This window comes from Cypionkella psychrotolerans (assembly GCF_001294535.1).
GTDB classification, from domain to species: Bacteria; Pseudomonadota; Alphaproteobacteria; order Rhodobacterales; family Rhodobacteraceae; genus Cypionkella; species Cypionkella psychrotolerans.
On the sequence record NZ_LGIC01000061.1, the window covers coordinates 264,379 to 275,824 of the forward strand.

11 protein-coding genes are annotated in these 11,446 nt (G+C 60.0%); 8 read left to right on the forward strand and 3 right to left on the reverse strand.

Translation table 11 applies throughout. The annotated features are described in order from the left end of the window. Positions 1-140: 140 nt before the first annotated feature. The 3 genes from AKV04_RS12455 to AKV04_RS12465 are packed head-to-tail and all read left to right on the forward strand — an operon-like array spanning position 141 to position 1,709. Complete coding sequence (locus AKV04_RS12455) at positions 141-1,022, forward strand: SPFH domain-containing protein (protein ID WP_054006845.1); 882 nt, start codon at positions 141-143, stop codon at positions 1,020-1,022. Next, the gene (locus tag AKV04_RS12460; protein ID WP_054006731.1) at positions 1,023-1,289 is read left to right on the forward strand and encodes an NfeD family protein; all 267 of its coding nucleotides are present in this window, start codon (positions 1,023-1,025) and stop codon (positions 1,287-1,289) included. A gap of 9 nt (positions 1,290-1,298) precedes the next feature. Beyond that, positions 1,299-1,709, forward strand: coding sequence for an NUDIX hydrolase (locus AKV04_RS12465; RefSeq protein WP_054006732.1), 411 nt, complete (start codon positions 1,299-1,301; stop codon positions 1,707-1,709). Here AKV04_RS12465 and AKV04_RS12470 read toward each other — a convergent pair. Further along, the gene (locus tag AKV04_RS12470; RefSeq protein ID WP_054006733.1) at positions 1,706-3,961 is read right to left on the reverse strand and encodes an NADP-dependent malic enzyme; all 2,256 of its coding nucleotides are present in this window, start codon (positions 3,959-3,961) and stop codon (positions 1,706-1,708) included. The genes AKV04_RS12465 and AKV04_RS12470 overlap by 4 nt on opposite strands. 114 nt (positions 3,962-4,075) lie before the next feature. Between AKV04_RS12470 and mutS the strand changes: the two genes are divergently transcribed. Further along, positions 4,076-6,721: a DNA mismatch repair protein MutS gene (gene mutS / locus AKV04_RS12475; protein ID WP_235815626.1), complete on the forward strand. Its 2,646-nt coding sequence runs from the start codon at positions 4,076-4,078 to the stop codon at positions 6,719-6,721. 70 nt (positions 6,722-6,791) lie between these two features. On the opposite strand, the gene AKV04_RS12480 is transcribed toward mutS, so the two are convergent. Further along, positions 6,792-7,325 (reverse strand): nucleotide exchange factor GrpE, encoded by a 534-nt coding sequence (locus tag AKV04_RS12480; protein ID WP_054006735.1) that lies wholly within the window; start codon positions 7,323-7,325, stop codon positions 6,792-6,794. Positions 7,326-7,364: 39 nt separating this feature from the next. Continuing rightward, complete coding sequence (gene hrcA, locus AKV04_RS12485) at positions 7,365-8,435, reverse strand: heat-inducible transcriptional repressor HrcA (protein WP_054006736.1); 1,071 nt, start codon at positions 8,433-8,435, stop codon at positions 7,365-7,367. A gap of 144 nt (positions 8,436-8,579) precedes the next feature. Here hrcA and rph point away from each other — a divergent pair, with 144 nt between their 5' ends. From rph to hemW, 4 genes are read left to right on the forward strand one after another with little or no spacing between them, the layout of a single operon-like run. Then, positions 8,580-9,299 carry a ribonuclease PH gene (rph, locus tag AKV04_RS12490; protein WP_054006737.1) on the forward strand — a complete coding sequence of 240 codons (720 nt, stop codon included), beginning with the start codon at positions 8,580-8,582 and terminating at the stop codon, positions 9,297-9,299. Beyond that, positions 9,296-9,907: an RdgB/HAM1 family non-canonical purine NTP pyrophosphatase gene (gene rdgB, locus AKV04_RS12495; RefSeq protein ID WP_054006738.1), complete on the forward strand. Its 612-nt coding sequence runs from the start codon at positions 9,296-9,298 to the stop codon at positions 9,905-9,907. Before rph ends, rdgB begins: the two co-directional genes overlap by 4 nt. Next, positions 9,904-10,278 (forward strand): RidA family protein, encoded by a 375-nt coding sequence (locus AKV04_RS12500; protein ID WP_054006846.1) that lies wholly within the window; start codon positions 9,904-9,906, stop codon positions 10,276-10,278. Before rdgB ends, AKV04_RS12500 begins: the two co-directional genes overlap by 4 nt. Positions 10,279-10,280: 2 nt before the next feature. Continuing rightward, positions 10,281-11,438, forward strand: a complete 1,158-nt coding sequence (hemW, locus tag AKV04_RS12505) for a radical SAM family heme chaperone HemW (protein WP_054006739.1) — start codon at positions 10,281-10,283, stop codon at positions 11,436-11,438. Positions 11,439-11,446: the final 8 nt, after the last annotated feature.

The following is an 11,446-nucleotide window of genomic DNA, read 5'->3' on the forward strand; positions in this document are numbered from 1 at the left end:
GCGATAACATAGCGCAAGGTCAAACCGAAAGGTATCCCGCCGCATACCGCAAAAATAGCCGCCCGTTGCGAAGCGCAGCAAAAAGGGGCACCTTGGTGCAGGCCCCACAGCCGCCATTTGATTTGACACAGGAGATTTTCATGAACTTCGACCAGTTCCTCGGCAGCGGTGCGGTGTTTGCCGCCATCGCGCTGTTTATCATCGTGGCCTTGTTCAAGGCGGTGCGGATCGTGCCGCAAAGCGACAAGTATGTGGTTGAACGGCTGGGCCGCCTGCGCTCGGTTCTCGGGCCAGGCATCAATTTTACCGTGCCGTTTCTGGACCGCGTGGCGCATAAGGTTTCAATCCTGGAGCGTCAGCTGCCTACAGCACATCAAGACGCCATCACCACCGATAACGTGCTGGTCAAGGTGGAAACCTCGGTGTTCTATCGGGTGATCGCGCCGGAAAAAACCGTCTACCGGATCAAGGATGTCGATAGCGCGATTGCGACCACCGTGGCGGGGATCGTGCGGTCCGAGATCGGCAAGATGGAACTGGATCAGGTGCAATCCAACCGCAACGAGTTGACCGCGAATATCCGCGAGCATGTGCGTGCAATGGTGGAAGATTGGGGCATCGAAGTAACCCGCGCTGAGATTCTCGACGTGTCACTAGATGAAGCCACCCGCCACGCCATGATGCAGCAGTTGAACGCCGAACGCGCGCGTCGGGCGCAAGTGACCGAAGCCGAGGGCAAAAAGCGCGCGGTAGAGTTGAACGCCGACGCCGAGCTTTACGCCGCCGAACAGGGCGCCAAGGCGCGTCGTGTGCTTGCCGATGCCGAAGCCTATGCGACCGAAGTGATTGCCGGTGCGATCAAGGAAAACGGTATCGAGGCCGCACAATATCAGGTCGCCTTGAAGCAGGTCGAGGCTTTGACCACCGTGGGCCAAGGTGCGGGCAAGCAGATGATCATCGTGCCAGCGCAGGCTTTGGATGCGTTTGGCGATGCATTCAAGATGTTGAAAGGGCGTGTATAAATGTGGACAGTGTGGTGGGTCTGGATCGCTGGTGGCTTTGCCTTGGGTGTGGCCGAGGTGCTGCTGCCCGGCTTCATCTTCCTTGGCTTTGCGCTGGGCGCGGTGCTGACGGGAGTGTTCCTGGGCATCGGTCTGTCGGTGAGCTTACCGCTGACGCTGCTGATCTTTGCCCTGCTGTCGCTGGCGTCGTGGATCGGCCTGCGCGCCACGGTTGGGGTGAAAAAGGGTCAGGTCAAGCTGTGGGACAAAGACATCAATGACAACTGACGCGCGCTGATGGATTTTGTTGGCGCAAAGGTGGCGCTGCTGTGCGGCGACGCCTTGCTGACCTATCTGCGCGACGACAAACCCGGCCTGCCTTGGGCCGCGATGTGGGATCTTCCCGGTGGCGGGCGCGAGGGCGATGAGACGCCCGACGCTTGCCTTTTGCGCGAATTGCACGAGGAGTTTGGGCTAGTTCTGCCACCAGATCGGCTGATCTGGCGCAAGGTTTGGCCCAGCATGATGGACGCGACCCGGCTTTCGGTATTCTTCGCGGGCAGGATCTCCGCCGCCGAAATCAAAGCCATCCGCTTTGGCGAGGAGGGCCAGTATTGGCAAATGATGGCGGTGGCCGACTACCTTGCCCACCCCCGCGCCATCCCGGAATTGCAGCACCGCGTCACCGTGGCGCTGACCGATCTTTAGCCAACCTTACACGCCGCCATCACCGCCATGTTCAGAATATCGTTCACCGTCGAGTTGGTGGAGCAAATCTGAATAGGCTTCTTCACCCCGGTCAGGATCGGCCCGATCACCGTCGCCCCGGCCATTTCCTGCATCAGTTTGACCGAGATCGAGGCCGAGTGCCGCGCGGGCACCACCAGAATATTCGCCGGGCCCGACAGGCGACAGAACGGATACTGCGCCATCACCTCAGCGTTCAGCGCGACATCCACCGTCATCTCGCCCTCATACTCAAAATCCACGCCCATCTTGTCCAACACCCTGGGGGCTGCGTGCATTTTGGTGGCGCGTTCCGACACCGGATAGCCGAAGGTCGAAAAACTGACAAACGCCACCCGAGGCTCTAGCCCCAGGTTGCGCGCCACCCCGGCGGCTTTCACTGCGATATTGGCCAGATCAACCTCATCCGGCCATTCATGCACCAAGGTATCGGCGATCAGTACGATCCGGCCCTTGTGCAGCAAAGCCGTCACCCCCACCGCGCCATCCGAGGCTTTGGCGTCAAACACATGGTTGATCAACGAAAGCACATGCGCCGATTTGCGCGTGACGCCAGTGATCAGCGCATCGCCATGGCCGTGTTGCAGCATCAAGGCAGAGAACACATGCCGATCCCGGCCAGCCAGACGATGCACATCATGGCGGTCAAAGCCATCACGTTGCAGGCGCTGGTACAGAAACTCTTTATAGGCTTCGAGATGCCGGGAATTGGCGGCGTTGACGATGTCCAACTCGCGCACCGCATCGCCAAGACCTGCGGCTTCCAGCTTTTCCTTCACATCGGCCTCGCGGCCCACCACCAAAGCCTTGCCCAAACCGGCGCGCTGATAGGCCACGGCGGCGCGCAACACCCGTGGATCATCGCCCTCGGCAAAGATCATCCGGGCTTGGGCTTGCTTGGCGCGGGCATGGATGCCTTGCAGGATCGACGCCGTCGGGTCCATTCGGGCCTTCAGGCTGTGCTCATAAGCCTTCATATCAATGATCGGGCGACGCGCCACGCCAGTATCCATCCCGGCTTTGGCGACCGCAGGCGGGATCACATAGATCAGCCGAGGATCAAACGGCGTCGGGATGATATAATCGCGGCCAAACGACAGCTTGCGCCCGTAGGCCATCGCCACCTCATCCGGCACATCTTCGCGCGCCAAAGCCGCCAAAGCACGGGCGCAGGCGATCTTCATCTCATCATTGATGGCGCGGGCGTGAATATCCAAAGCGCCGCGGAACAGATAGGGGAAGCCCAGTACGTTATTGACCTGATTGGGATAATCGCTGCGCCCGGTGGCCACAATCGCATCCGCCCGCACGGCATGCGCTTCTTCCGGGGTGATCTCGGGATCGGGATTCGCCATCGCGAAGATCACCGGATTGTCGGCCATGCTGGCAACCATCGCTTGCGTCACCGCCCCCTTGGCCGAAACGCCAAGAAACACATCCGCCCCCACCATCGCCTCGTCCAGAGTGCGCAGATCCGTGCGCGCGGCATGGGCGGATTTCCACTGGTTCATGCCCTCGGTGCGGCCCTGATAAATCACGCCTTTGGTGTCGCACATGATGCAGTTGTCGTGTGTGGCCCCCATCGCCTTCATCAGCTCAAGGCAGGCGATCCCCGCCGCCCCCGCCCCGTTCAGCACGATCCGCACCTCGTCTATTTTCTTGCCGCTGATCTCCAACGCATTGATCAGCCCCGCCACGCAGATCACCGCGGTGCCGTGCTGATCGTCATGGAACACCGGGATGTCCATGATCTCCTTAAGTCTTTGCTCGATGATAAAGCACTCGGGTGCCTTGATATCCTCAAGATTGATACCGCCAAAGGTCGGTCCCATCAGGCTAACCGCCTTGATGATCTCCTCGGGGTCTTCGGTGTCGAGTTCAATGTCGATGGCGTTCACATCGGCAAAGCGCTTGAACAGCACCGCCTTGCCTTCCATCACTGGCTTTGACGCCAAAGCGCCCAGATTGCCCATGCCCAGAATCGCGGTGCCGTTCGAGATCACCGCCACCATATTGCCCTTGACGGTATAGTCATACGCCGCCGCCGGATTGTCCGCGATCGCCTGCACCGGCACGGCCACACCGGGCGAATACGCCAGCGACAAATCGCGCTGCGTCGCCATCGGGGTTGAGGCGATCACCTCATATTTGCCGGGGCGAGGTTCCAAATGGTAAGCAAGCGCCTCTTCCGGCGTGATTTTCATTCTGGTCATCAGGGGGCCATCCTGTTTGTCTGCAAGTCTGACGGTGATAGCGATGCGAGGCTTGCACGCATAGAGCCTTTCCGTCGCCCCCCCGGTTTTGTAGGGTGACGGGCGATCAGGGGGATGAATGTGAGCGACGACAGCGTAACGCCGATGATGGCGCAATATCTGGAGATCAAGGCGCAGAACCCCGGCGCTTTGCTGTTCTACCGTCTGGGCGATTTCTACGAGATGTTTTTCGAGGATGCCGTGGCCGCTGCCGAGGCTTTGGACATCACTTTGACCCAGCGCGGCTTTCACAACGGCAAACCGATTGCGTTGTGCGGCGTGCCCTATCATGCCGCCGAGGGCTATCTGCTGACGCTGATCCGCAAGGGCTTTCGGGTGGCGATTGCCGAACAGATGGAAGACCCCGCCGAAGCAAAAAAGCGCGGCGCGAAATCCGTGGTGAAGCGCGACGTGGTGCGGTTGGTGACGCCCGGCACCTTGACCGAAGATTCGCTGCTGGAGGCCCGGCGGCACAATTATCTGGTGGCCTTCGCCGAAGTCCGCGAGGAAAGCGCTCTGGCATGGGTAGATATTTCTACCGGCGAAGTGCGGGTGATGCCCTGTCCCGAAGTGCGGCTTGGGCCGGAACTGGCGCGACTGGCACCGCGTGAGGTGCTGGTGTCCGAGACCAGAGAGCGTGATTTGGCTTTGATCGTGACTGAAACGGGGGCAGCGCTCACCGCCCTATCACGCGGCAGTTTCGATTCCACCAGCTCGGAACAACGGTTGTGCAAGCTGTGGAACGTCGGATCCCTCGACGCGTTCGGCGCGTTCGGACGGGCTGAAGTGTCAGCAATAGGCGCGTTGGTCGATTACCTCGACCTGACACAACGCGGCAAACTGCCCCTGCTGCGCCCGCCCCTGCGCGAAAATGCCAATGGCGCGATGCAGATTGACGCTTCAACCCGACGCAACTTGGAAATCAGCCAAGCCTTGTCGGGTGGGCGCGAGGGGTCGCTGCTGGCCGCTGTGGATCGCACCGCCACCGCAGCAGGCGCGCGGCTGTTGGGGCGTCGGATTTCCAGCCCCTCGCGTGATCTGGGCGTGATTCACCTGCGGCTGGAATCGGTGCGATTTCTGCTAGAACAGAGCCGTTTACGCGAAGACCTCCGCGCCGATCTGCGCCAGGTGCCGGATATCGACCGCGCGTTGTCGCGGTTGGCATTGGAGCGTGGTGGGCCACGGGATTTAGCCGCGATTCGAGCCGGGCTGACGCAAGCCGAGAGCATCGCTGCGCGCCTTGTGGATGTACCGCCGCTGCTGGCTGATGCTGCGAAAGTATTGGTGGGGCATGGCGCGCTGATCGACCTGCTGGATGAAGCGCTGATCGCCGAACCGCCATTGATGGTGCGCGATGGCGGCTATATCGCGGCTGGGTTTGACCCCGATCTGGATGAGACGCGCCGTCTGCGCGACGAGGGGCGCGGCGTGATCGCGCAGATGCAGGCGGAATATATCGCGCTGTCTGGCGTGCAAAGCCTGAAGATCAAGCACAACAACGTGCTGGGGTATTTTATTGAAACCACTGCCCTGCACGCGGAAAAAATGCATGCGGCTCCGCTATCAGAAACCTTCATCCACCGCCAAACCACCGCCAATCAGGTGCGATTCACCACTCTGCCATTGAATGAAATTGAGACCAAGATCCTCAACGCGGGCAATCGCGCCTTGGAGATCGAAAAACGGCACTATGAAGCGCTTAGAGCCGCAATTTTGGATCAATCTGGCCCGATTGGAGCCGCCGCGCGCGGGTTGGCCGAGATTGATTTAAGCGGCGCTTTTGCGGATTTGGCGGCGGCGGAAAACTGGGCGGAGCCGCGCGTCGATAATAGTCACGCTTTCATCGTGACCGGTGGGCGGCATCCGGTGGTAGAACGCGCGCTGCGCAGGCAGGGCGGCGGGGCATTTGTCGCCAATGACTGCGCTTTGACGGAAGCCACAACGCCGGCGATCTGGCTTTTGACCGGGCCGAACATGGCGGGTAAATCGACCTTTCTGCGGCAGAACGCGTTGATTGCACTGCTGGCGCAGGCGGGCAGCTTTGTGCCTGCGACTGCGGCGCATATTGGGCTGGTCAGCCAGTTGTTCAGCCGGGTGGGGGCTTCGGATGATTTGGCGCGCGGACGATCCACCTTCATGGTCGAGATGGTCGAAACCGCCGCGATTTTGAACCAAGCCGATGATCGGGCTTTGGTTATTTTGGATGAGATCGGGCGCGGCACGGCAACCTATGACGGGCTGTCGATCGCTTGGGCGACGATGGAGCATCTGCACGAAACCAACCGCTGCCGCGCTCTGTTCGCCACGCATTATCATGAAATGACCGCGCTTTCCGGAAAGTTGGCGGGGGTGGAGAATGCCACTGTCACCGTCAAGGAATGGGACGGCGAGGTAATTTTCCTGCACGAGGTCAAGAAAGGTGCGGCGGATCGCTCTTACGGCGTGCAGGTGGCACGGTTGGCAGGGCTGCCTGCCACGGTGATCGAACGGGCAAAGGTGGTGCTGGAGGCGCTGGAATCCGGAGAGCGCGAGGGCGGTTCGCGGCAAAAGGCGTTGATTGATGATCTGCCGCTGTTCCGGGCGATGCCCGCGCCTGCACCGAAAGCCATTGTGAAGGAGTCTCGGCTGGAAGCAACGCTGAAAGGCGTGCTGCCGGACGAGTTGACGCCCATGCAGGCGCTGCGTTTGGTCTACGATCTAAAGGAAATGCTGAAACCTTGAGCTTGGTCTTGGCAAAATGCTCCAAGGCAGGACCGGAGGGTGTGAAACCCTCCGGGAGCCGTCAAGGGGCTTAACCTTGGGTATTCGAGGACACACCGACCTGTGCCGGACGCAGAAGGCGGTCATGCAGCATGAAGCCGACGCCCATGACCTGGATGATCTGGCCAGCTTTGGTGCCTGGCAGCGGCGCTTCGAACATCGCCTGATGCTGCTGCGGATCGAAGGTGTCGCCGATTGCGGGGTTAACTTCATCCACACCGTGCTTTTTCAGCACATTGGTCAGTTCGCGCAGGGTTAGTTCCAGCCCCTCAATCAAAGCTCCGGCCTGCGCGCGGGTTTCCTCGGTTGCAGCGTCCAGCGCGCGCTTGAGGTTGTCGTAAACCGCCAACATGTCGCGGGCGAGTTTCGAGCCGCCGTATTGCTCGGCCTCGCGGCGATCGCGCTCGCCGCGCTTGCGGGCGTTTTCGGCATCGGCCAGCGCGCGCATGAAGCGGTCGCGCATGTCGTCACGCTCGGCGCGCAGGGCGTCGAGTTCTTCGGCTGCGACATAATCTTCGAGCCCCGCCAGATCGTCAGCCTCTGGGGCGGTGTTTTCCTGCGCCATTTTCGTCTTCCTTACATTCGTTCCGTCTTTGGCCATGCCTTAGCCCGAACCGCGTTCGGACAAAAGCCTGCCGACCAGTTGGGCAGTGTAATCGACGATTGGAACAATCCGGCCATAGTTCAGCCGGGTCGGTCCAATCACGCCCACCGCGCCAATGATCTTGCGATCAGCGTTCATATAGGGAGAGACCACCAGAGAGGAACCCGAAAGTGAAAAGAGTTTGTTCTCGGAGCCAATAAAAATGCGCACACCTTCGCCAGTTTCGGCCAGTTCGAGGAAATCGGCGATATCCCGCTTGCGTTCAAGGTCATCGAACAGCACACGGACGCGGTCGATATCTTGGGATTCGGCTGAATTCTCGATCAGGTTGGAGCGGCCCCGCACGATCAGGCGCTCGGAATGCTCATCCGAATTGTCCCAAAGCGCAATGCCGCTCTCCACCAAGGCACGGGCGAGCGAATCAATCTCCTGTCGGCGTTTGGCGATATCTTGGCCAATGCTGCGGCGGAGTTCCGAGAGGGTTTTGCCCTCGGCCAACGCGTTGAGGAAATTCGCGGCCTCACGCATTGACGACGGGGTTTGGCCGGGCGGCGGGGTGAAGACGCGGTTTTCGACATGGCCGTTGGCGAAGACCAGCACCACCAGGGCGCGTTCGGCGGCAAGGCTGACAAATTCGATATGGCGGATCGGCGCCTCGGCTTTGGGCGCAAGCACGACGGACGCGCCCTTGGTGATGCCGGACAGGGTGCCGCCGATATGGTCGAGCAGGCTGGTGATATCCGGCTCGTTGCTGGTGGAGGCGGTGTCAATCAGCTGGCGGTCTTCGGCAGCCAGTGTGCCGACTTCCAGCAGGCCATCGACGAACATCCGCAGGCCAAGTTGGGTCGGGATGCGGCCTGCCGAAATATGCGGGCTGTCGAGCAGGCCGAGAAATTCAAGATCCTGCATGACGTTGCGGATGGTTGCGGCAGACAGCCGCTCAGTCATGCTGCGCGTCAGGGTGCGTGAGCCGACCGGATCGCCTGAGGCCAAGTAGCCTTCGACGACGCGGCGGAACACCTCGCGAGAGCGCTCGTTCATCTCGGTGAGGATCTTGCTGCCGTCGGTCATGTTGCATTCTCTGTGGGGTCGATCAACGCGGCCCGTCCAATAGGGAGGCTCGTCCATTAAGGAGGCTCTGGCGCGAACGTCAATGAGGGTTGCATCGGTGAGGGGTGCGGGACTATCTGGAGCAAAGCGGAAAAGGATGATGCGATGCGCCCCTCTGGTCGAAAATTGAACGAAATGCGCGCGGTTTCGATGGAAATCGGCGTGATGAAACATGCGGAAGGCTCCTGCCTGATCAAGATGGGCGAGACGCATGTTTTGTGCTCGGCCACGATTGAGGATAAAGCACCGCCGTTTTTGAAGAACACCGGGTTGGGCTGGGTGACGGCAGAATATGGCATGTTGCCGCGTGCAACCAATTCGCGGGTGCGCAGGGAAGCTGCTGCGGGCAAGCAATCGGGTAGAACGCAGGAAATTCAGCGGCTTATCGGGCGGGCGTTGCGGGCTGGTGTGGATCGCTCGGCTTTGGGTGAGCGGCAGATTGTGATTGATTGCGATGTTATTCAGGCGGATGGCGGCACCCGCTGTGCCTCGATCACCGGCGGTTGGGTGGCGTTGCGGTTGGCGATGAACAAGCTGTTGAAGGCTGGGGTGATTGTCAGCGACCCGATGATCGACCATGTTGCCGCGGTGTCTTGCGGGATTTATGCCGGGCAGCCGGTGTTGGATCTGGATTATCCCGAGGATTCCGCGGCGGGGACGGATGGCAATTTCATCCTGACCGGGCGCGGCCGGATCATTGAGGTGCAGATGTCGGCGGAGGGGGCGACGTTCTCTCGCGATGAGATGGGTGAGTTGCTGGATCTGGCAGAAGCCGGGGTTGCCGGACTGGTTGCGGCGCAGAAGGCGGCTTTGGGGATCGCGTGATGCGGAAGTTTTCGGGCAATCGGCTGCTGGTTGCGACGCATAATCGCGGCAAGCTGGAGGAAATCGCCAAGTTATTGGAAGGGTTTGGGATTTCGGTTATTTCGGCGGGCGATCTGGGCTTGCCAGAGCCGGTAGAGACCGAGGATAGCTTTGTCGGCAATGCCCGGATCAAGGCCCATGCGGCTGCGCAGGCCACCGGGCTGCCCGCGCTTTCCGATGATTCTGGCATCACGATTGAGGCTTTGGATGGGGCTCCGGGCGTCTACACGGCGGATTGGGCGGAAACGCCGACGGGCCGGGATTTTGTCATGGCGATGACGAAAACCTGGGACAAACTGGAGGCGATTGCGGCGCCAGAACCTCGGCTGGCGCAGTTTCGCTGCACTTTGGTCTTGGCTTGGCCGGATGGCCATGATGAAGTGTTTGAAGGGATGATGGCGGGGCAGATTGTTTGGCCGATGCGCGGCGATCAAGGCCATGGCTATGATCCGATTTTCCAGCCTTTGGGCAGCGATCAGACCTTTGGTGAGATGGATCGCTGGCAGAAAAACCAGATCAGCCACCGTGCTGATGCGTTTCGTAAACTTGTAGAAGGATGTTTCACGTGAAACAAATCTCCACCGGATCGCCGTTTGAAACGACAATGGGCTATAGCCGCGCCATCGTCAAAGGCGGCTGGTGTTTCGTGTCGGGCGTCACGGGCTACGATTACGCGACGATGCAGATGCCTGACGGCGTCGCGGATCAGGCACGAAATTGTTTTGCCACCATCGCGGGGGTTTTGACCGAGGCGGGCTTCGAGATGGCTGATATTGTGCGGGTGCAGTATACCGTGGTTGCGCCGGAGTTGGTTGAGACGCTGGTGCCGGTGCTGGGTTCGACGTTGGGGCAGATCCGGCCCGCCGCGACGATGGTGATCGCCGGACTGATCCGCCCAGAGATGAAAGTTGAAATCGAAGTTACGGCATTTAAGGGCTAGAGATGGAAGACTGGCAGCATGGCGGCTTTGGTCTGTATCTGCATTGGCCGTATTGCGAGTCAAAATGCCCCTATTGCGATTTCAACAGCCATGTCGCCAGCCACATTGACCAAAAGCAGTGGCAGCAGGCCTATCTGTCAGAGATTGATCGGCTGGGGCAAGAAACCAACGGCCGGATTCTGAATTCGGTGTTCTTCGGCGGAGGCACCCCGTCGTTGATGGAGCCGGAGTTGGTTGCGGCGATTATTGAGCGCATCCGGGCCACTTGGCCGATGTCGAACGATCCCGAAATCACCCTGGAAGCCAATCCCGGTTCTGTCGAGGCCGGGCGCTTTCGCGGCTTTCAGCAGGCTGGGGTGACGCGGGTTTCGATGGGGATGCAGGCGATGAACGATGAGGATTTACGCCGCCTCGGTCGCAAGCACAGCGCCGACGAAGCGCGCAAAGCCTTTGAAATCGCACGAAATTGCTTTGATCGCGTCAGCTTCGATCTGATCTATGCTCGGCAGGATCAAAGCCTTGCGGCTTGGCGTGATGAGTTGGGCAAGGCGCTAGAGCTGGCGATTGATCACCTGTCGCTGTATCAGTTGACCATTGAAGATGGCACCGCCTTTGCGGATCGCTTTGCCAAGGGGGGCCTGCGCGGCTTGCCAAGCGAGGATCTTTCGGCTGAGATGTTTGAGCTGACGCAAGAGTTCTGCGACAAGGCCGGGCTACCCGGTTATGAAGTGTCAAATCACGCCAAAAGCGGCTGCGAATCGCGCCACAACCTAATTTATTGGCGCGGTGGCGACTATGTTGGCATAGGCCCCGGCGCGCATGGACGCATGACTCTGCAGGGCACAAGATGGGCAACAGAGGCGCCGAAGTCTCCGGCACTTTGGTTGGGCATGATTAAATCCGGCAAAATGCCCGAACTGCCGCGCAGCGCCCTGACCGCAGAAGAACACAGCTTGGAATATCTGCTGATGTCATTGCGTCTTAGCGAAGGGCTGGATCTGGCGCGCTACCAGAATATTTCTGGCACAGCGCTAAACGCTCAAAAAATCTGCGAATTGTCCGATATTGGTATGATTGAAATCACCGGAAACCGACTGCGCACAACACCAAATGGTCGTATGGTGCTGAACGCTGTCTTGCGCGATCTGGCGACCGCCTAAAAGATACG

Coding starts and splice junctions, on each gene's coding strand:
- AKV04_RS12455 (WP_054006845.1), top strand. CDS start 141: ATGAACTTCGACCAGTTCCTCGGCAGCGGTGCGGTGTTTGCCGCCATC.
- AKV04_RS12460 (WP_054006731.1), top strand. CDS start 1,023: ATGTGGACAGTGTGGTGGGTCTGGATCGCTGGTGGCTTTGCCTTGGGT.
- AKV04_RS12465 (WP_054006732.1), top strand. CDS start 1,299: ATGGATTTTGTTGGCGCAAAGGTGGCGCTGCTGTGCGGCGACGCCTTG.
- AKV04_RS12470 (WP_054006733.1), bottom strand. CDS start 3,961: ATGACCAGAATGAAAATCACGCCGGAAGAGGCGCTTGCTTACCATTTG.
- mutS (WP_235815626.1), top strand. CDS start 4,076: ATGAATGTGAGCGACGACAGCGTAACGCCGATGATGGCGCAATATCTG.
- AKV04_RS12480 (WP_054006735.1), bottom strand. CDS start 7,325: ATGGCGCAGGAAAACACCGCCCCAGAGGCTGACGATCTGGCGGGGCTC.
- hrcA (WP_054006736.1), bottom strand. CDS start 8,435: ATGACCGACGGCAGCAAGATCCTCACCGAGATGAACGAGCGCTCTCGC.
- rph (WP_054006737.1), top strand. CDS start 8,580: ATGCGCCCCTCTGGTCGAAAATTGAACGAAATGCGCGCGGTTTCGATG.
- hemW (WP_054006739.1), top strand. CDS start 10,281: ATGGAAGACTGGCAGCATGGCGGCTTTGGTCTGTATCTGCATTGGCCG.